The sequence below is a fragment of the Neobacillus sp. plas4 genome (genome assembly GCF_057221695.1).
Genome location: NZ_CM170152.1, coordinates 4974917 through 4995573, shown reverse-complemented (window position 1 = coordinate 4995573; position 20657 = coordinate 4974917). Strand labels below are relative to the sequence as shown.

At 38.2% G+C, this 20657-nt stretch carries 16 protein-coding genes; 5 read left to right on the top strand and 11 right to left on the bottom strand.

The annotated features are described in order from the left end of the window. Positions 1 to 122 precede the first annotated feature (122 nt). The 6 genes from AC2TFD_RS25295 to AC2TFD_RS25270 all read right to left on the bottom strand — a co-directional run bounded on the left by AC2TFD_RS25295 (position 123) and on the right by AC2TFD_RS25270 (position 8839). Positions 123 to 833 (bottom strand): ABC transporter ATP-binding protein, encoded by a 711-nt coding sequence (locus tag AC2TFD_RS25295; protein WP_335512565.1) that lies wholly within the window; start codon positions 831 to 833, stop codon positions 123 to 125. After that, positions 826 to 1581: an ABC transporter ATP-binding protein gene (locus AC2TFD_RS25290; RefSeq protein WP_335512567.1), complete on the bottom strand. Its 756-nt coding sequence runs from the start codon at positions 1579 to 1581 to the stop codon at positions 826 to 828. Before AC2TFD_RS25290 ends, AC2TFD_RS25295 begins: the two co-directional genes overlap by 8 nt. Next, on the bottom strand, positions 1578 to 2570 hold the full coding sequence (locus AC2TFD_RS25285; protein ID WP_335512569.1) for a branched-chain amino acid ABC transporter permease: 993 nt from the start codon (positions 2568 to 2570) through the stop codon (positions 1578 to 1580). The genes AC2TFD_RS25290 and AC2TFD_RS25285 overlap by 4 nt, the downstream gene beginning before the upstream one ends. Next, positions 2571 to 3431, bottom strand: coding sequence for a branched-chain amino acid ABC transporter permease (locus tag AC2TFD_RS25280; RefSeq protein ID WP_335512571.1), 861 nt, complete (start codon positions 3429 to 3431; stop codon positions 2571 to 2573). A gap of 296 nt (positions 3432 to 3727) precedes the next feature. Continuing rightward, positions 3728 to 4960 (bottom strand): ABC transporter substrate-binding protein, encoded by a 1233-nt coding sequence (locus AC2TFD_RS25275; RefSeq protein WP_335512573.1) that lies wholly within the window; start codon positions 4958 to 4960, stop codon positions 3728 to 3730. Between the two features lie 333 nt (positions 4961 to 5293). After that, entirely contained in the window at positions 5294 to 8839 is a 3546-nt protein-coding gene (locus tag AC2TFD_RS25270) for a bifunctional 2',3'-cyclic-nucleotide 2'-phosphodiesterase/3'-nucleotidase (RefSeq protein ID WP_484674160.1), read from the bottom strand. 390 nt (positions 8840 to 9229) lie between these two features. Here AC2TFD_RS25270 and AC2TFD_RS25265 point away from each other — a divergent pair, with 390 nt between their 5' ends. Then, on the top strand, positions 9230 to 11611 hold the full coding sequence (locus tag AC2TFD_RS25265) for a M14 family zinc carboxypeptidase (protein ID WP_484674159.1): 2382 nt from the start codon (positions 9230 to 9232) through the stop codon (positions 11609 to 11611). Between the two features lie 197 nt (positions 11612 to 11808). Here AC2TFD_RS25265 and AC2TFD_RS25260 read toward each other — a convergent pair whose 3' ends face one another. Both AC2TFD_RS25260 and AC2TFD_RS25255 read right to left on the bottom strand, forming a co-directional pair. Then, positions 11809 to 14211, bottom strand: coding sequence for a M14 family metallopeptidase (locus tag AC2TFD_RS25260; RefSeq protein ID WP_484674158.1), 2403 nt, complete (start codon positions 14209 to 14211; stop codon positions 11809 to 11811). Positions 14212 to 14920: 709 nt separating this feature from the next. Beyond that, entirely contained in the window at positions 14921 to 15589 is a 669-nt protein-coding gene (locus tag AC2TFD_RS25255) for a spore coat protein (protein ID WP_484674157.1), read from the bottom strand. A gap of 163 nt (positions 15590 to 15752) precedes the next feature. On the opposite strand from AC2TFD_RS25255, the gene AC2TFD_RS25250 reads away from it, so the two are divergent. The 3 genes from AC2TFD_RS25250 to AC2TFD_RS25240 are packed head-to-tail and all read left to right on the top strand — an operon-like array spanning position 15753 to position 17539. Further along, the gene (locus tag AC2TFD_RS25250) at positions 15753 to 16322 is read left to right on the top strand and encodes an IMEF encapsulin system ferritin-like cargo protein (protein ID WP_335512257.1); all 570 of its coding nucleotides are present in this window, start codon (positions 15753 to 15755) and stop codon (positions 16320 to 16322) included. A 21-nt stretch (positions 16323 to 16343) separates the two neighbouring features. Then, positions 16344 to 17192, top strand: coding sequence for a family 1 encapsulin nanocompartment shell protein (locus AC2TFD_RS25245; RefSeq protein WP_335512256.1), 849 nt, complete (start codon positions 16344 to 16346; stop codon positions 17190 to 17192). Then, positions 17192 to 17539 carry a 2Fe-2S iron-sulfur cluster-binding protein gene (locus tag AC2TFD_RS25240; protein WP_484674156.1) on the top strand — a complete coding sequence of 116 codons (348 nt, stop codon included), beginning with the start codon at positions 17192 to 17194 and terminating at the stop codon, positions 17537 to 17539. Before AC2TFD_RS25245 ends, AC2TFD_RS25240 begins: the two co-directional genes overlap by 1 nt. Positions 17540 to 17902: 363 nt before the next feature. On the opposite strand, the gene AC2TFD_RS25235 is transcribed toward AC2TFD_RS25240, so the two are convergent. The 3 genes from AC2TFD_RS25235 to AC2TFD_RS25225 all read right to left on the bottom strand — a co-directional run bounded on the left by AC2TFD_RS25235 (position 17903) and on the right by AC2TFD_RS25225 (position 19402). Continuing rightward, on the bottom strand, positions 17903 to 18367 hold the full coding sequence (locus tag AC2TFD_RS25235; protein WP_335512254.1) for a hypothetical protein: 465 nt from the start codon (positions 18365 to 18367) through the stop codon (positions 17903 to 17905). A 104-nt stretch (positions 18368 to 18471) separates the two neighbouring features. After that, entirely contained in the window at positions 18472 to 19125 is a 654-nt protein-coding gene (locus tag AC2TFD_RS25230; RefSeq protein ID WP_484674155.1) for a DUF2085 domain-containing protein, read from the bottom strand. A 58-nt stretch (positions 19126 to 19183) separates the two neighbouring features. Next, positions 19184 to 19402 carry a hypothetical protein gene (locus AC2TFD_RS25225; RefSeq protein WP_335512252.1) on the bottom strand — a complete coding sequence of 73 codons (219 nt, stop codon included), beginning with the start codon at positions 19400 to 19402 and terminating at the stop codon, positions 19184 to 19186. Between the two features lie 244 nt (positions 19403 to 19646). Between AC2TFD_RS25225 and AC2TFD_RS25220 the strand changes: the two genes are divergently transcribed. Continuing rightward, a complete protein-coding gene (locus tag AC2TFD_RS25220; RefSeq protein WP_335512251.1) occupies positions 19647 to 20648 on the top strand; it encodes an AI-2E family transporter in 1002 nt (333 codons plus the stop codon). Positions 20649 to 20657: the final 9 nt, after the last annotated feature.

The window sequence follows — 20657 nt, the reverse complement described above, 5'->3', positions numbered from 1 at the left end:
TTGAAAACAGAAAGTCTTTCAAAGCATTTATTGAGCTAGTTTTATAGATTTTTTTCTTCATAAAAATAAGGATAAAATTAAGCAAAAGGTAGACTCGAGATAAGAGTCTACCTTTTTTGGAGCTACGAAACTCCTAAATATTTATGCTGAACATCCTTATTTTCTAACAATTCATCTGGTGCACCATTCCAAACAATCGTACCCTTGTTCATGATTAAGATTTCATCCGCTACCTGGCAGGCAAGTGAAATATTTTGCTCAACCATTAATATCGAAAGTCCGGTCTCTTTCAGCTTACAGACGATCTCACCTACTTGGTCAATAATAACCGGGGCGAGTCCTTCAGATGGCTCATCCATTAACAGAAACTGCGGATTAGTCATCAAAGCCCGGCCAATTGCCAGCATTTGCTGCTGTCCGCCGGATAGCTGCGTACCCATATTATTTTCGCGTTCCTTAAGAATTGGGAATAGCTCATAAACCTTGTCGATATCCCAGTTTACTGCTTGACTATTTCCTTTTCTTTTCCGAGCGGGCATCGTTAAGTTCTCTCTAATGGTAAGGGAAGGAAATATTCTTCTTCCTTGTGGTACTAAGCCAATACCATCACGAGAAATTTGGTGTGTTGGTAAAGTTTGTACTTGTTTATCATTAAAAGTGATGGTACCGCGTTTTGATTTGACCAGACCAGATATAGTATGAATCGTTGTTGTTTTTCCTGCTCCATTTCGTCCCAAAAGTGCGACACACTTTCCCTCTGGAACAGTAAATGTAACCCCTTGAAGGATATGACTTGTTCCATAATAGGAATGAACATCTTGTAACTCAAGCATGTTTTTTCGCACCCCCGCCGAAGTAAATTTCCTTTACCATTTCGCTATTTCTAACTTCTTCTGGAGCACCAGTTAATATTGGCTCACCATGGTGAAGAACAGTAATTCGATCTGCAATCGCAAAGACTACTTCCATATCATGTTCAATTACCACTAACGCCATGGAGCGCGGCAGTCTTTGAATCATCTCGGAAGTTTGAGTTGTTTCTGCCGGAGACATTCCAGATGTTGGTTCATCTAATAAAAGAAGCTTTGGTTTACTAGCCATCGCTAATAGTACTTCTAGTAAACGTTGTTCTCCATAGGATAGATTATTTATTTTCACATCACGGCGATGGGTAATCTTCCATTCATCCAATATCTGATTTGTTTCTTTTTTTATATCAGAACGACTTGTTAGGGAAAACCATACGTCATGACGATATTTTTTCTTGGCAGTTAAGGCAAGATGAATATTTTCTTCTACCGTTAAATCACCAAATAAATTATTCTTTTGAAATGTTCGTGCCATCCCTAAATGAACTAATCTATGAGCAGGAAGATTTGTAATATCTTTCCCTTCAAAATGCACCGTTCCTGAAGTAATAGGAAGATGGTTTGTTATAGAATTAAAAAGAGTCGTTTTCCCAGCACCATTTGGTCCAATAATAACATGGCGTTCGCCTGGCTGTACTTCCAACGATACATCATGTAGTACTTGTAGGGTACCAAATGATTTATTTATTTTATCTACTTTTAGTAAGCTCAACTGATAACCTCCTCCTTTTCTGGTTGAATAGTTGAGGAAACCTTATTATTTTTGGGTTTACTTTTAAAAATCATATCGACACCTAATTTCAACCACTGGATGATTCCGCCTTTTCCAAGAAGGACAAGGAAGATGAGAATGGCACCCAAAATCAATGGCCATCTTTCCGTATAGGTACTAATAAAGTTTTGCAGGAAGATGAATACACCCGCTCCAATGGCAGGTCCAAGCAATGTACCTACGCCTCCAACGATAACCATGATCATTACTTGACCAGAGAACAGCCAAGCAGATAACTCTGGAGAGACGAAAACGTTATAGAAGGAATAAAGTGAACCAGCAAACCCTGCTAATGCTCCGGAAAGGGTATAGGCTAATAATTTATAAACACGAACGTCATAGCCAAGTGCACTCATACGACCTTCATTTTCCATGACGCCTTTCGTAATTTTTCCTGCTGGAGATTCCACGAATAATCTTAGTAAAATATAGACAGCGACAAAAATAATTCCCATCACATAATACATGGTTTGCGGATCAAATATGTCACCAAATCCAAGATTCATAATAGCGGAAACAGACATCCCATCCGCTCCACCTGTCAAATCCTTCATTTGCCAGAATAGAGTAAATATCAATTGGCTAAAGGCAAGCGTAATCATAAGAAAGTAGAATTTAGAAGTACGGATAAATACTGCTCCAGTAATGAATGCAAGCAATCCAGCGATCGCAACCGCTATAATAATGATTAAATACGTATTAGTTACAAACTGCCCGATTAATGCAACAGAATAGGCACCAATTCCAAAAAAGGCAGCATGCCCTAGCGAATCTAAACCAGCATAGCCCATAATTAAGCCCAAACTCATAGCGAACATGGCCATGATAAAAATTTCAGTTGTTAAATTCGTTCCGAAATCAGAAAGTATTTGCGGTACTGCGAAAACGACGAGGAGAAGTAAAACAGCATAAAGTATATTTTTTTTCAATTATGCCACCTCTCTTCCAAATAGACCTTGGGGGCGAATGATTAAAATAACCATCATGATTAAGAATACAATGAGCATGGATAAGGATGGGAACCACACTTTTCCAAATATTTCAAGCACTCCAATAATTAAAGCGCCAATAAACGATCCCTTCCATGAACCTAAACCACCTATTACAACAACTATTAAGGATGTGACAAGGATCTCAGAGTCCATTCCTGTATACATACCTAAGAGTGGCCCACCTAATACTCCACTTAATCCAGCTAAAGCTGCTCCAAAGATAAATACGCCTGTAAATACAGCTCCTACATTAATACCAAGAGAACCAACCATTGCACGGTCATCTACCCCTGCACGAATGACTGCCCCTATACGTGTCTTTGCTTCTAAATACCATAGTAAAACTGCTAATAAACAACCAACAAATACGACAAATAAACGAAATACTGGGAATGCCATATCCCCAATTGGGATGGACACATCAAGCATTGCAGGTGCTGGAATCGTTTGCATTTCTGTTCCCCAAATCCATTTGACAGAGTCAGCAATAACAAGCATTAAACCAAATGTCAGCAACACTTGTTCCAGCACTTTTCCATAAACACGTTTGATTAATACTTTTTCAAGGATAATACCAAATATCCCTACTGAAATAGCGGATAATAGTAGTGCAAACCAAAAGTTAATCCCATTACTAATAAAGGTAAAGGCCAAATAGGAACCTAGCATGAACAGTGCTCCATGAGATAGATTGACAACATTCATAACTCCTAGAATAATCGTTAGCCCTGCTGCAATCATAAAGTACAGCATTCCATATGCAATGCCTGTTATAAGTTGAACTAGAATTATATCCAAGGACTCTCCCCTCTCTTCCTATTTAAAATGTAGTATAATAATATTAATAAATGGGGTTGTCTTTTGGGACAGCCCCATTTATTTAGTTAATCAGAAATTTTTAGTTAAAGGCTCTTTTTTTAAAACTTTGTTACTTTTTATAACAAAAATTAATGATTCTGCTGTATTTTCGTTGAAAACAGCAGAAAATTAATAAGAAAAGAGCTAGCAAACTATATTCGAAGACTCAAAATAACTATTGCAACGTTAAAATCGGCTTTAAGATTTTAACAACAATCGTTACGAAAACAGCCTTATTAAAATGGTGATTTTTCTGGCATTGTTACTTTTTCTTTTGTTTCAAGGATTTCAGGTACAAGTTTGCCGTCCTTCAAAACGTTTTTCGTGATATAGATGTTTTGAATAGGATTATGTGTTTTTTCATCAATCGTAATTGGTCCACGTGGACTATCATAAGAAATACCTGGTAATTCTTTGATTACTTTTTCGGCTTCCACGCTACCTGCTGCAGTTAGAGCTTTGTCAAGAACTGTTGCTGAGTCATATCCATTAACAGAGAACGTATTTGGAAGCTTGCCATATTTCTTTTCATAACCTTCAACAAATTTTTTGTTTAAATCATTCTCCAACCAAGGTGAGTATATAGTTCCAGCAAGAAATCCTTCCGAACCATCTCCAGTAGGCTCTATCATTAGTAAATCACCAAACTCTAATGTTCCAGACATTGGAATTTTATCTTTTAAACCAAATTCCTCGTATTGTTGAATATAACGAATACCGTCACTACCAGCAAAGAAGGAATAGATTACATCTGGCTTTAAGCTAGATGCTTCTTGTAAATAAGTAGAAAAGTCATTTGTTCCTAATTTCGGATAAAGTTCTTTTAATACTTTACCGCCTGCTTCTTCGTAGGCAGCCTTAAAGGATCTTAACACTTCGATACCAGCTGGGAAATCAGAACCCATAATAACTGCATTTTTACCAATATTTTCTGCTACATACTCTGCAAGAGGATTTCCATTTTGCCAGTTAGACCAAGAAACACGGTATACATAATCACTCTTTTTACTCCAATTAAGATCGTCTGCTGCTGCGTTTGGTACAATCATAGGAATTTTATCTTTATTTACTTCATCACGTAATGCAAGAGCAATAGAAGAGTTAGTAGGACCAACTAGAAGATCTACTTTTTCACTGTGGACTAATTGACGATATTTTCTTAGACCTACTTGAGGATTTCCTTCGTCATCTTCAAATTTAAGCTCTACATTTTTACCGCCTAATTTCCCATCATGTTCTTCTAAATAAAGTTCGAAACCTTGTTTAATACCTTCTGATAATGGAGCCAATGGACCTGTAAAGGATAGGACAAAACCAATTTTAATTGTTTCGCCTTCTGCTGATTGAGGTTTTTCCTTAGTTGTGGTAGATTGTTGTTTTGCTCCTTGGCAGCCTGCAACAAAAATCATCATTGATAAAAGTAGCAGGAACATTAATTTCCATTTTAATTTCGTTTGCTTATTCTCCATTTCAAATTCCCCCTATTGTAATTACAGATTGGCAACCATTTCAAAACTACACTTTATTAAGCGTTTACATTTTCGTTTTATGTAATATGACAAATTCCTCCTTTTTCGACACGTTTTCATTTTTTCAAAACGTTCAGAATCTTCTGTCTGAATAGATGTTAATATGAATTTGTTCCTACTGCAACACCTTTGTTCTGCTATACGCAACGTATTATATTTTTTTAATAAAAATATACACCCTAAAACTAGCTGAAAAAGAGGAGGTAGTAAGTAACTAAAAAAGCTACCCTTTCATTCGAGATAAGGATAGCTTTTCTGTCGTACAGTATTTTATTAATGTGTAACTCTTTGAATACGCCCCTCGGCTTTGTATTCAAATGGAGATGGTAATGTTTTGACAAAGTCAACCGTTGCTTGTAGATCTTCTGGACCTACCTCTAAACCAGTTGCCAAAGCACCAATTCCGTAGCTTGCATTACCATACATGTAATTGTTTACTACCACTGAATACTCTTGGGCTGGGTCAATTTTGCTGCCATCCGGTAAGAAAATGTCGACAACCTTACCAGTTCCAGTTGCAACGTCGTATGTGTAGGTATATTTAAAGCCAGCAATATGGTAATCTAGTCCACGTGCTGTGATTTGTTTATTTAATACTTCTTCTAAATCAGCCCCACTTAGGCTAATTTTGTTTAGAACATTTCCAAATGGTTGAATCGAGAATAAATCCCCGAATGTTACTTCACCAGCGTCAAGCTGTGCACGAACACCGCCGCCATTCATTAAGGCGAAGTCAGTGTCCATTGCTGCTTTCATACCATCAGCAATTAAGTTCCCAAGACCGTTATCAGCAAACTCACCAGCTGTTGACGGATAGGCTTTAGCTAATGTAGTTGCAGAGTTACCTACTACTTCCGCTTTTAAGGGCGCAACTAAATCTTCATACTTCTTCATAATCACTGAAACAGCAGGATCTGGCGTGTAATCAGCTTGATATACGGTTACCACTTCTGCTTCTTTTTTCACAATATCCCCTGTTTCAGGATTAATTACTAGATCCACATCAGAGAATGCTGATCCATAGGAATAGGCTTGAACAATTAACTTGTTATCTACTACTTTGTCATTGAAAGCATGGTTATGAGCAGCAAAGATAACATCTACTTCATCATCTACGTTTTCGGCAATTCTTGAAGCATCAAATCCATCTGTGTAGCCTTCTTGACTAGTAGGATTATGCGCTAAAACTACAATGGCTTCAATTCCCTGTTCTTTTAACTCTGCCGTATACTTATTAATTGCTTCCGCTTCGTCAGTAATTTGAAGATTTTCATTTCCTTTCGTCACGATCATATCTGGAGTTTCTTGTGTAACGACGCCGATAAAGCCAATTTTTTGACCAGCAACTTCCTTAACCACGTATGGTGCACCTGTAATTAATTCACCTGTTGATTTGTCAAAAGCATTGGCTGCAATAACGGGGAAATTCATTCCGTCGTAGCCTGTAGTGCCTTTTCCAAGTGGATGTTCACCACCATTGATCATACGGTGCAATTCGGTAATCCCTTCGTCAAATTCATGATTTCCTAGTGTACCGACATCCATGCCTAATGCTTCCATAACTTCAACCGTCGGCTCATCCTGGAACAGTGCCGACAACAACGGGCTGCCGCCAATCATGTCTCCAGCATGAACAAGCAAAGTATTTTCGTTTGTAGCTTCACGCTGCTTGATTGCTGCAGCTGTGTATTCCATACTTCCAGCCAAAACTTCTTGTCCATCTCTTTTTACTTTTGTATCCGTATCCAGCTGACCGTGTAAATCGTTTAAGCCAAGAAGCTGAATATGAACAGGAGTGAAACCAATGTCTAATTTAAAAATTCCAAAGCCAGCTTCATCTTTTTTACCAGAATAGGAAATATTACTTCCTTCTGTAATATACTTTTCAGCAATTGGTGATGTTGTAAAAGTTACGTTCACATCTCCAGCGATTGGTGCAATCGACCAGTTGTTATCTGCAGTTGGCGTAATTTCCTTCATCTCTGTGATATAGTCCATCAAAATTTGACGGTTTTCATCTGCAGAGTCAACGACTAATTCGCTTCCTTTTACTCCTGGGAAGTTACCGCCGCCGCCTGCACGATAGTTATTGGTTACAACAATAAAGTCTTGATTTGGATCAACAGGCTGACCGTTATAAGTTAGGTTCACTACACGGCTGGAATCTGGGTTGATAAGACTTCCATTTGGAGCATATTTAGCTGGAGCTGTAACATCGATTTGATATTGAACTCCATCAATTACATCAAAGTTATAAACAGCGAAAGCTGGATTTAATAATGCTTGTTCTTCCGTTTTATTAGGGTCAATGGTATTGAATTTGCCTGCAGTCATTTCAATCCATTCTTTTACTACAGAGCCTTTAATTTTGATTGCCTTTAATGTATTGTCATACAAATACAAATCGCCTGCACTGCGGATGGTTAAATCACCTTTTTGAATTTCAGTGTATTCTGCAACACCATTACGGCCAGCTTTGAAGGGAGCACCAACTGAAAGGATTGGCAGATCCTGATACTCCGGCTTGCTTTGGGCAATGTACTTTTCCACATACCATTTTTGTGCATTCGTCACTACTTGGATGGAAGGGTCGTCCTGTACAAGTGAAAAATAGCTGTGAATGTCATCCGTTGTTTTTCCGATAGGAGTATTTACGTAAGCTACCGTTGCTTCATGGTCAGCCTTTACTGCATCAACAATGGATTGAACAGGTTTTACTTGTGTTGGCGAAGAAATCTCACGGGTTAAAGATTGTGAGTTTACTACAGACCATTTCCCTTTTTCCTTTTTCAATGAAAGGTCAATAATTCCTAATGAACCGCCGCCGTAACCCGCCTGTACTGCTGGAACTCCGTTAATGGTTCCTTTTGCATTGTCTACACCAGGAAGCGGCAAGCCATCAGCACCCTTGAACAATCCATCAAGTGCAGCAGCGGATTTTGCCGGAAATAATTTATGTGTATGTGAGAAAGTTATCGCGTCAATTCCTTGTACTTCACTTAATGCATAAATGACATCTTCTGAATTGTCTTTATTACCGCTAAATCCGGAGTGCGTCATGGCTACAATAACATCAGCACCTTCTTCTCTCATTTGCGGAATAAATTTCTTTGCCGTTTCAACAATGTCTTTCGTAATTACTTTACCGTCAAGATTCGCCTTGTCCCACTCGTTAATCTGAGGAGGAACGAAACCGATAAACCCAACTTTGATTACATGTTTTTTTCCTTGTTCATCGACCACTTTTTTGTTGATGATTTTGTAAGGAGTAAATTTATTTTCGTCATTATCGGGATTCGTATCATGGTCATCTACATAAACGTTTGCGTTGATAACAGGGAAATTCGCATCATCATATGCCTCATCTAGGAAATCAAGACCATAGTTAAACTCATGATTTCCTAATGTTGCAATATCATAGTTCATTTGGTTCATCGCTTTAAATACTGGGTGAACTTCTCCATCTTTAAGTGGGTCAATTTTTGCTTTATACGTTCCTAATGGAGTTCCTTGAATTAAGTCGCCATTATCTACCAATACACTGTTTGCTGCTTCAGCACGAGCAGCTTCCACGAGAGCAGCTGTACTTGCCAAGCCGACTTTTTGGTAGTCTGCATTTTTGTAATAGTCATAGTTTAGCAGGTTTGTATGTATATCTGTTGTTTCCATAAGACGCAGCTCTAAAACAGGACTTTTGTCTGTTTTCGGTGCTGCGTTTACTTGTGTTGCTGAAAAGAATGGAGATGCAAGAAGTGTTACAGCTAGAGACGATGATAGAATTCTCTTTGCAGTACTTAATTGTGCCTTTTTCTTCAACATGTTCACCTTCCGAGTTATCTAGTATTTTTTCTCCAAGAAACATCCTGGGGGCATTCCTTCCTAATAATAAAAAAATTACTAGTGTTCCGTAAGGGGAATAAGTCATAGGTAAAAACAGGTGGAATTGGATAATTAAAATTAGGTATACACGCAATTAAATATGATTTGTCCTCTGTCCGTGGACAAATGTGTTTCTATGGTGCCTGTCACCATTTATTTTATTTGGATTATTATAATAAAGAATTCTGTTCTTAGAATTGTATGTATTTTTATGGTTCTTTTTACCTGGTTGTACCGAGAAAAAGGTAGGATGGTGTTTTAATAGTTTTGCTATTAAAATAAATAAAAATACATTACTTTGGATAAAAATTACATAATTGGAGGTTAATAATGAAGCAGAAAAAGAAGATTGCAGGCCTTATAGCTGTTAGTTTGCTAACCACTTTACCATGGACTGTGGGGTATGCAGACGCGCCAAAATGGACAAACGTTAATGTATATGAAGAACAGGATGGAAGTAAGTTTAATAGTGAAAACTATGACTTTGTGAAATTCTCGCAAATCGGTACAAAATTGAAAGCCCTTGAGAAACAGTCTAACCGTATTAAAGTGGAAGTTCGAGGTACGTCTGCGGATGGACATCCTCTTTATGTCGTGACGATTGCCGACCCAACAACTCAAGGGAAGTTCGGAAAAATCCAGTCACTCAGAAAACAAATGTTTAAAAATCCTGGGAAGGCTCAAGATTGGATTACCAATAATCCAGATTTTAAAGTGCCTATTATGATCAACGGATCGATTCATGGAACTGAATTTGCCGGAACTGATGCCATTCTGCAGTTAATTGAGCGTTTTGCAACTGAGAATGACCAAGAGACAAAGAACATTTTAGCCAATAACATTCTTATATTTAATGTGGTCCAAAACCCCGACGGACGTGTTGACGCAACCAGATTTAACGGTGAGGGGATTGATTTAAACCGTGATTTCATCACCCAATCTCAGCCGGAAACGAGAGAGACCGTTGAACTGATTAAAGAATGGAACCCGATGGTATTTCTTGATACACATGGATATGTGAAAAATTACAAACCAAATCTACAGGGATTAATTGAACCATGTACACCGCCACATAATCCAAACTATGAGTACGATTTATATAACAAGTGGGCTTATCAGCAGGCAGAGGCAATGGAAGCTCAGATAATGAGCCAAAAGGATAAATTCTCATCGAACACTTTATATCAAAATATGAACGGTGTTTACGTTCCTCAGCGTAATGATAAAGATGGATGGGATGATTATCCCCCAATCTTTACACCTATGTATGCTATGTACCATGGTGCATATGGACATACGTTAGAAACGCCAACAAATGATTGGGACGGCGTACGCTGGATGTATAACGCCATTATCGGCGCACTTAATTTTGCGACAGAGAACAAGCAAGCGATGATAACCGACCAAATTGAAATGTTTAAGCGTGGGATAAATTTTGATCATCCGTTCCACAAGGATGGGTTCTTCCCGAAAGCCTATATCCTTCCAGTTGATGAAAAAGACCCGACTGTAACGCATAAAGCCGTCAATCATTTAATAAATAATGACATTGATGTGGTTCAAGCGCCGAAAGCATTTACAGTGGATGGACAATCATATCCTAAAGGAACATACATCGTTAAGATGGATCAGGCAAAGGCTGGATTAGCCAACACGATGCTTTGGGATGGAGAGGACATCTCGAACGATACGGCTGCAATGTATGATATTTCAGCATGGAGTTTACCTGAGCTTTGGGGCTTTAAAGCAGTGGCAACACAAAGTTCAATTGATGTGACAACAACAAAGGTTAACCAGATTGCTAGTCAAGGTGCGGTTATAGGTAAAGGTCCATACTTGATTCCGAACAGTTCCGTAAAAGCTGTTAATCTAGTAAATACATTGCTTCAACAAGGTGTAGCAGTTAAACGTGATCCAAAAGGTAATTTTTACACAGAAGCAGCGGCGAATACTATCTCGGCAGCCGTAAAAGAATCTGGCTTGCAGATTGAATCGGCAGCTAAAGTACCAGCTGATGCAATGGCCTTATCAAGCTTAAAGGTAGCCATTTTGAAGGATGGAGGCATGGGGAAAGTACAGTCTCACAGCGGAACAAAGCTTGCTCTGAAACGACTTGGTTTCCAAGTAATAGAAGTGACGCCGGTTGAAGTAGCCGAGAACGGCCTTACTGGATTTGACGCTTTTGTTTACAGCGGAACCGAAAATCTCATTTCTACAAATCTATCAGCTTCCAATAAAGAATTTGGCTTGCAGGATGCTGGACAGTTAGATAAATTCAAGGCGAATGTGTCAAAATTTGTGAGTGATGGCGGCAAATATGTTGCTGTTGGTGCCGGGGCATCAAGAGCAACGAAAACACTAGGTCTGACGGATGACACGATTAATACGGGAGGGTCTAACTATAACGGAATCGTAAAAGTGAATTATGAAGGCACTGCTTTAACCGCGGGTTATGACCAGGATGATCTTGGGTTCGTTTACCGTCCAGCATGGTTTACTGGAACTGGGAATGACAAGGTCGTTGCAACCCTAGCAAACTCTGATGACTTCTTTGTAGCTGGCCATTGGAAAAATAGCAGTGCTGCTAAGGGCCAAGCCGTTATCGTGAAAGAGCAGGATAAAGATGTGACCTTGATTGGTTTAGAAGCGGGCTTCCGTGACCATACAGATTACCTATTCCGACTATTATCTAATGCGATTTTTGAAAAATAAAAGTCTGACAGCAAATCGTCTTGGCGGCCTATCAAATTTTTAAAAAGTAATATTGGTGGAGGGAGCCTGGTTCAGCAATGAATCAGGCTTCATCATTGTAGCGAAAAACTTTATCAGTGGCATAATAGAAAGTCTGTCAGTTTAAAGGTACCAATGAAAAAGGAGTTGACCCTGTAAGGCCAACCCCTTGCAAATCGTTATTTTATTGTAAGCGTTACAGAATTATAGTTATTCCCATTACTAAGTGGATTGTAGTTTTTCTCAATGTTTCCTGCGGCGTCTACAGCAAAATAATTGATGGTTGTTGTCTTTTCAATTTTTAATGTTTCTGCAAATTCACGGGTGCCGCTTAATTGAATTTTAGGCGATTGGAAAGTTGGGCGGCTGCCGTCAAGTGTATAGTAGACGGTGGCTGGCTCACTTGTGTCAATCTTAACATCAACCGGACCTGTGTATTTCCCATTTCCAGGTGATGCTTTTGAGGAGGGCGGCTGATGGTCTTTTGAACTATTGTAGGCTACTTTAATTAAGCCAATCAAACCATTGGAAAATTCCATTGCCTCTTCATGTCCCTCTGCAAACGCAGGCTGGAATCCAACTGCCTGCCATCTCTTCGTATCTTTATTCCATAAATCGGCTCCTACTTCAAAGTTCCAGGCGTAAATCCCCTTTTCATACCATAGGTAGTCCGCAGAGTTACCTGCAGCAGAGTATAGTACGTCAGGAATTGGACCTGTACGGCTAGGTAGAATGACAGTTCCGCGGTGGTCTTGAATATCATTTAAGATGTGATCAGAAGCTGCCCAGTAAAACGCTTCTTCACCAGCTGATGGGCGTGGCAATGTTGTACGTTTTGAATCGTAAGCACCAGGGGACCACATGAAGTAGCCGCCATAGCTATGAATATTCATTGCGAACTTTATGTTTGGATTTTTGTCTGCAAGCCAAACAAGGTTTTTGGCTTCTGGCTCGGAGTTTTCAGATGGTCCAGCGTACGTATCACTTCTACAGTTCGTTGCTGATGCACCGATATAGCCGTCAAAGGCGGAGCCGACAGAATGGTTGCGGTTAAGGTCAACTCCCCAAGAATTACGGTATCCTGGATCAGATTCAGTAGGACCACAGTGGTTTGTCATATTTCTACGCTGCATATTGTAATCATTAAAGCTGTAATTGGCTCCATCAGGGTTTACTGAAGGAACAAGGAATATATCAAGATTATCGACAAGCTTTCTTGTCTCACTATCTTGACTATAGTTTCGCAGCAGTCTTTCCGCCGTTTCGATTGTTACGAGTGGGGTCACCCATTCACGGGCATGCTCCTGAGCATAACCAAGAACCCCTGGTTTAGAGCCGTCACGATGCTTGCCGATTCGGATCGCTTTTACTGTAAAAGGATCACGGGAAACATCTGCTGGTGCTTTTAGATTATCTGTTAATTTCGTAGTCGTTGGTGCGACAACACCTGTTCCGGCATTACCGCGATATGTAGTCGCAGTGACAAGTTGGCTAGCATTCTCATTCAGTGCTTTAACCACTTGTGCGGCAGTACTTGTTGCTTTACCTGACGAATCAGTAGCCAACTCTACTAAAATCTTTTTACCATCCACAGTCACTTTTAGTGGTGCATTATTGATTTCAGGATTCTTGAATTCTACCGATACATCATTCCCGCCTTCATGCCCCCACGCTTTTGAGGAAACAACAACTGCGAGATTGGTCGTGCCGCCGATAGTTGCTTGGGCAAGACGTCTGTAACCATTTGTTTTGTTTGGCATATCAATGATTTCTACCAAGTTCGGGAATTCTTTTGCTAGTTTTTCGGCACGCTCATATAATTCCTTTGGTGCCATATAGTGATCAACAAAATCTGTGACATAGTCCGTTTTTGGATGTTTCGGTTCCTTTCCTAGCCATTCGGTGACGGAGCTCGTTGCGGTTCCGCCTAGATTACTATCAATTTTGACAGAAGTAGGTATTGCTGTTACTGGCAACATCAAATAGTGATAGATATATTCTCCGTAATCAACGAATCTAGAAAGTGTTGCTGATTTTTCAACTCCACCCTCGGTCCAAGTTGCTTTAAGTGCTGTACTTGCCGTAGCTCCTGCACTCGATTTCACTTCGAGATACAGGAATGTATCGGATTGATTAGTAAAATGGTTTGCCCGAAGAACCTTAAGTGTATCCTCAGAAGCTGCCAAATTGGCTTCCAGCTGGACAGCAGATTGCCGCTCTGCCACGCGTGTGTTCCATTGGTTTTCAGTGATCAGGGTCTCTTTTACATTGATACCAAAGGTCTTTAACATGGCAATTTCTGTTGGCGTGACAACGGCATCCACTTCATAGACTCCGTCGTGTGCTTCGATTCTGTGGGTAAGGTCAATTCCAAGTTCAAGAAGCTTGTCCTTTGCCTTATCATTTGGTACTACGAGTTGAACAATTGAGACAGATTCTTCCTTAGGAATCGGCAGGTCAGGCTGTTCAACAGCCGAAACCGGTATACTTAGGCTTGGATAAAATGTAGAGAACCCTAGTCCGGTTATGGCAGTCATCACCACTAAATTCCTTTTCCATTTCTGCTTTTTCTTTTTTACCAAAAAACTGCACCCCCAAAATCCAATGAATTTTACTACAAGCTTATTGTAAAATGTTTATTCATAACATTGTGTCGCAAAATCAGAGTTAGAATAATATTCTCTCTACAAAAAAATTTATTGGAATAATAAAATACTTTATTTTAAAAGATTAATTTAATAGGTTGTTTTCCCTATTCAAAAAGTACTGAGCTTCTCGACAAATCTAGTGATTTTTGGGGTCGTAAATTACTAGATTTTATACCATAATATCTTCTGAAAAATGTATGTAAATAATCAGCTATTTATTTGTGTTTAATATTGTTACTTTTTGTGTAGTTTTGTAAAAAGAAAGTTGTCATATATTTCAAGGGGATTGCGGCAACTTGATAAAATCATTAAATGTCTATCAACCTTTGTGCCAATCCAACATTAAATAAAGAAACGAAACATTATTATGAATAAAGATGATGGGAATGGCAAAAAGAAACCGAGGAAAATCAATCAGCTACTTTTGCCTTCAAATGGCAGAGGGAGTAAGTCGGTCATCCGTCGAATATTTATTTTTGGACCGAGTTATTAGCTGACCTAGAATCAAAAAAAGCTTTTAACAATATTTATGACTATAAAATTATTTCCGAGATTATTTATTTTAATAATTTTATGTTGGAATAACAGAGAATACCCTAAAAACAAAAAGCTATCCCTCTCAATGAAGGATAGCTTTTTGCTTTTAATGTGCCATATTGTTATTTGGCATTTGCCCCATATTCTGCCCCATCGGCATTCCTTGCGCTGGTGCGAAGGCATTTCTGTATTGATTCATGTCTGCTTCAGCCAACTGAGGTACTTGGTAGTAGTGATGTTTATTTTGATAAATAGACAGCTCATAGCCCATTTCAATACAATTTGGCACGGAATCTGCTAGCACACGGCGCACAACCGGATTTGTTGCTTCTAGGGCAGCCATTGTTTTCATAGAAGCTCCAGCTTTACAAGAAGAGAGCATACAGTTGGAAATGTATTCATCATTGATTTCAGACAGTGATTGAAAAGGTTTCTTTGGCTGAGCCGGCTTCATACCATAAATAAAGTCATTCCCTTGTGTCATCATATATTTTGAAGTAGGGTGTGAAGGGTTTTGTCCAGTTTTGAAACATTCTAAAGTGATATTATATTCATCAGCCATAAATTTATATTGGCGATCAAGAATATCAAGTAATTCTGGGTCTTTTATGTGTTGACGCAACATCATATACTGATTCATCGTGCCTACCGCTGCCCCTAAAACCTCGTTTAAATCAATTACCTCATGTCCCCCATGATTAAGCTGTGGAGGTACATTCCCTGTATGCATGTTTTGGTGCATTTGTCCTTGCTGCCCTTGCTGGTTTTGCATCATCTAATTTTCCTCCCTAATGGTTTGATAATAGCCATAGTTATTATGTATCAATACTCCTGAGTTATTCATGTAACCTATTTGTTCGAAAGATTGTCATATAAAGGTTTTAGAAAAGAAAATAAACGTCAATAATGACACGTAGTGAGGATTAGGAGGTACAGAAATGCAAGAAGAGTTAAGGGTTTTTTATCAAATTTTTACAACAACCAAAGATGCTATAGAAAAATTTATGAATATGCTGGAACCTGTCATACAAAATGCCACTGATGAACATGAGCGATTATACTATCATCATATTTATGAAGAAGAAGAACAGCGTCTATCCCGTTTAGTCGTACTTATTCCGCTCATTAATAAATTTCAACAAGTAAAAGATGAGGAAGATTTTTCTCCAAGCAACAATGAATTTAATCGACTTTTACAAGAATTGAATCTGGAAAAGTTCGGTTTACATAATTTCGTCGAACACTTAGATTTAGCATTGTTTCGATTTACAGATCCGGAGCGAAGCAGCCTATTAAATAGCCTACGAGAAGTTTCATATAAGGATTACCAACAAGTAAAGCAAATGTTAATTGAAATAAACAGTCGATTTGATACCAATTATGTGGATCCTCATGCCCACCACGATGAACATCATGATCATTTAGATAGATCAGACTCCCCAACTATGGATACACATTTCACATCATCTAAACAAAGAAAAGGCTTTACGGTTGGAAGCTTAATATAAAGGAAAAGAGAGGATAATCAAATGAACAAAATACAATTATACCCGGATGCCCCGTTATCAAATCAGGAATTTTCTCAATTGGATCAAACGGTTATCGAAGCAGCGAGAAGGCAATTGGTAGGGCGCCGTTTTATTGAATTATACGGCCCTTTAGGGAGAGGCGTACAAAGTATTTTTAATGATATTTTTTCAGACAACTTAGAAGCGAAAATGGATTTTCAGGGCTCCTTTGATACGGATATCGAGACAAGTAAAAGGGTGAACTACACCATTCCATTGCTTTATAAAGACTTCGTATTATATTGGCGTGACTTAGATCAGGCCAAAGTATTAGATATCCCGATTGACTTTTCTGCAGCAGCCAATGCAGCCCGAGATGTAGCAATCCTTGAAGATCAAATGATATTCCATGGAACGAGAGAATTTGACATCCCTGGGTTAATGAATGTTCCTGGCCGTTTAACACATTTAATCGGGGAATGGTATGAATCTGGAAATGCTTTTCAAGATATTGTTGACGCAAGAAATAAGCTTCTCGAGATGAATCACAATGGACCATTTGCCCTTGTACTTTCGCCGCAGCTGTATTCACTCGTTCACCGAGTTCATCGTGATACAAATGTATTAGAAATCGAACATATTCGGGAATTGGTTACAGATGGGGTGTTCCAATCACCTGTTTTAAAGGGGAAATCGGGAGTACTGGTTAATACAGGTAAAAATAATCTAGACTTGGCTATTTCTGAGGACTTTGATTCAGCTTACTTGGGTGTTGAAGGGATGAACCATCCATTTCGTGTGTATGAAACAATTGTTCTACGAATTAAACGCCCTTCTGCTATTTGCACATTGGAATCTATGGGGGACTAATGAATAGCCGCGTATTAACAGTAGGCTCTCTTATACCAGGAAAGCTGATGGTAAAACCTCCATCACCAGTACCGCCCGAAAGCAAAAAAACTGAGACAGTAGAAATCGTCGTGGAGCAAAACGGCAGTAAGATTGAAATAACCCCTGTAAAAGGAAAGCTATTGGACGCTGCCCTTAATCAAGGTAAGCCTATTCAATATAAGTGCCGTAAAGGAACATGCGGTCAGTGTACTGTCAAAGTCATAAAAGGTAAGGGGATATCCGTGCCTAACAAGCTGGAGCAGAAAAAGCTGAAGAATGAGATTCCAAATGGATATCGTTTGGCATGTCAGGCTGAAATAGTGTGACTCTCTTTTAATTAGATGTCTTGTCCTTAATCGAGTAACAAGCAAAAGTAAAATAAACGGAGATTTTCCGGTTAAATGCAGAATGAGCTCGTTTCGGGGGAAATAAGGGGAGTTTTTCCGCTTATGGAAAGCAAAAATCCCCTATAATCGAATTTTTCGAGTAAATAGGCGGAATCTCTCCGTCTATTTAAGCTTTTTTTGGTGATAATTACTAATTAAGCGGAATCTCTCCGTCTATTGAACGTCTCGGAATTTCGTAGAAAGCTTGATAAATAAAGAAAAAAAGGCATATGACAATTCATACGCCTTTAATAAGAAAGCACCAAAACGGAACCCTTTACTGCGAAAGGTACCTCGTCTTTATCATGCTAACTTGATGATTTTGTCTTCAACTGGGAATGGAAGTGAAATATTGTGCTTTTGCAATTCATTCACACTGATATCCTGAACGAGCCTTAATGCTTCCTTTTTAAAAGTTTTCGTCACGAATCCAGAATTCACTTCACAAAGCTTTTGTAAATATTGTAGTGTATCATGGACAAGCATTCGTTGAATATAAGTGTTCTTTAACTGGCAGATTAATTTATGTTCCAGCCCTTTAATCACTGCAATTTGATCAACATGAGCAATGATGTTTTGTCCTTCTTCATCAATAAATCCAATAGAAACATACTGACCTTTTGAGAAATCAACATTTGTAAACACTGGGTTTAGGTAGGTCTCACCTGAAGTAAGACGGATAGAGTCTGCCTCGGCAGCACCGCCAATTTTCCGCTGATTTGCAATAACGGTATGAATATCCTTTAACCCAAATAGCATGTTAAACATATGGATGATCCCCCATTTCCGAAGCTGTCTATAGGGTCATTCTATAGATAATGAGAATCATTGTCAATGGAATTCACCCCCTAAATTTGACGGAAATATGAATGTTATTCTATGGAAATGGAACTCAAATACAATATCCATTTATGTGTAAACGAAAGAAATGTAAGAAAGGTCAAACTGGCTGTAATGGAAAGTACAGACTTTATTCGTTCACTTTGAATAAACTGAAATAGAAACGAAGCTATTAAACTAAACCAACCGATAATTGAAAAGGTTATAAAACTATCAAGAACGTAATGAGATGGTTGTCCCAAATAAAAGAGTCCACCTATTAAAACACTTACCAGCAATGGAGCCAAAAAATCCATCCTGTTACTTATTACTGATTTACTTCCATGCAGAAGGGATCTTTTCGAGAGCAGTGGATAGATAAAATAAGGCAATACCAAACCAAAGGAAATGCCGGTGACCAAACGCCGTAAGTTATTCGATTCAAAGAGGTTAGAATAGGAACCAAGTCCATCTAAAATTAATGGAACAAGCATTAATAAAAGTAAAAAGCTTAATTTTATTGAAGGTATCGTAATGCTTTGACTCCGTTTGGTGAAATGTAAATAAATAAAGGTAGAAAAAACACCAATGTAAATGCCAGTATCCCTAGCACAGACAGCAAGGGGTCCGCCAGAAACCAGGAGTGAACGTTCCTCCAATTGATGACAAATTGCTCTCCCAAAAAAATGAAAAATTTCATGCAGCAATCAAATCACCCCTATTTAATTGGAACCCAATCCAAAATGAGAATTGGGTTCACTCTGATTAATAGGTCATAAATGCCGGGATAATGGATAGTGCAGAAGCAGCAAACCAGCAAATGCAACTAAGAACAATCGAAACAATACTGACAATTAAACATGTTTTTCCAACGGTTTTCTTTTCGATATCTTGGTCGTTCATCCAAACAATCCCTAAAATAATTCCGACAACGGGTATAATAAAGGACAAAATATATAATAGTGCTCTTTGACTTCCAGGCAAAAACAATCCCCTCCATTTCGATAATCTCGTTAAGCTTGTAAATTTCACACTCTTTGAATATGTATGAGAAGGAATAGGATTTTTTGCCTGTCTAGCCTTCAGAAATTTCTTTATCAATTTTCTATGACAAATGAATGAATCTTTTTAAAAAGATTCAGACTAAAAAGTAACATTCTGGAGCTTATTTGTTATAATAAAAATATTACATAGTCAGAAGACAAATAATGGGGTTTGGTAAAAAAATATGATAAATAAACTATTTCAAAGCAGCGGTTTTAAGAGGATAGCAATCTTTGTTTTACTAGCATTGGTTCTGTATGGCCTAAAAGATATGATTAATTTGATTTTATTTACGTTCATTTTTACTTTTTTAATGGATCGATTGGTCATCTTCTTAAACAGAAAAATACCTATTAACCGAAAGATACTTGTTATTGCTTCATATTCCACCATTGTAGGTCTTCTATCCTACGGGCTGGTTAAATACCTTCCAATGATTATTGGTGAAATTACTGCATTAATTAAGCAAATAACTTCGTTCTATACTCGAGAGCATGACAATCTGATCTTAAATTATTTGGTCAGCCGCCTTGAGGAAATTCAGATTTCAAGTTATTTGGAGAGAGGTTTTACCTTTGTCATTTCCTATTTCAGTGATATTAGTACATTTAGCTTACAAATACTTATCGCTCTTTTAATGAGCTTATTCTTCTTATTAGAAAAGCCTCGTTTAATTGAATTTACAAGTAAATTTAAAAAGAGTAAAATCGCTTCAATATATGCGGAAATTGAATTTTTTTCATTAAAATTTGTGGGAACATTTGGGAAAGTAATTGAAGCACAACTAATTATTGCGGTTGTTAACTGTATCCTTACTACAATCGCCCTATGGATTTTCGGATTTCCACAACTAGGTGGACTATCCATTATGATCTTTTTCTTAGGTCTAATTCCTGTTGCCGGAGTCATTATTTCCCTTATTCCACTTGCTATAATCGGGTATAGTATTGGCGGCATTATGACTGTATTGTATGTATTTATCGCAATCATGATTATTCATGCTATCGAAGCATACATTTTAAATCCAAATCTCATGTCATCTAAAACCAATTTACCTGTTTTCTATACTTTCTTAGTATTGATCTTCTCTGAACACTTTTTTGGAGTTTGGGGATTAATTGTTGGTATTCCTGTATTTGTATTCATTTTGGATGTATTAGAAGTAACCGATCATCAAAAGGTATAATAAAAGGAA

What these genes read in the sequence shown, in the direction of transcription:
- AC2TFD_RS25220 (WP_335512251.1), top strand. Translation starts at nt 19,647, where the DNA reads ATGATAAATAAACTATTTCAAAGCAGCGGTTTTAAGAGGATAGCAATC.
- AC2TFD_RS25250 (WP_335512257.1), top strand. Translation starts at nt 15,753, where the DNA reads ATGCAAGAAGAGTTAAGGGTTTTTTATCAAATTTTTACAACAACCAAA.
- AC2TFD_RS25275 (WP_335512573.1), bottom strand. Translation starts at nt 4,960, where the DNA reads ATGGAGAATAAGCAAACGAAATTAAAATGGAAATTAATGTTCCTGCTA.
- AC2TFD_RS25235 (WP_335512254.1), bottom strand. Translation starts at nt 18,367, where the DNA reads ATGTTTAACATGCTATTTGGGTTAAAGGATATTCATACCGTTATTGCA.
- AC2TFD_RS25270 (WP_484674160.1), bottom strand. Translation starts at nt 8,839, where the DNA reads ATGTTGAAGAAAAAGGCACAATTAAGTACTGCAAAGAGAATTCTATCA.
- AC2TFD_RS25245 (WP_335512256.1), top strand. Translation starts at nt 16,344, where the DNA reads ATGAACAAAATACAATTATACCCGGATGCCCCGTTATCAAATCAGGAA.
- AC2TFD_RS25295 (WP_335512565.1), bottom strand. Translation starts at nt 833, where the DNA reads ATGCTTGAGTTACAAGATGTTCATTCCTATTATGGAACAAGTCATATC.
- AC2TFD_RS25255 (WP_484674157.1), bottom strand. Translation starts at nt 15,589, where the DNA reads ATGATGCAAAACCAGCAAGGGCAGCAAGGACAAATGCACCAAAACATG.
- AC2TFD_RS25240 (WP_484674156.1), top strand. Translation starts at nt 17,192, where the DNA reads ATGAATAGCCGCGTATTAACAGTAGGCTCTCTTATACCAGGAAAGCTG.
- AC2TFD_RS25265 (WP_484674159.1), top strand. Translation starts at nt 9,230, where the DNA reads ATGAAGCAGAAAAAGAAGATTGCAGGCCTTATAGCTGTTAGTTTGCTA.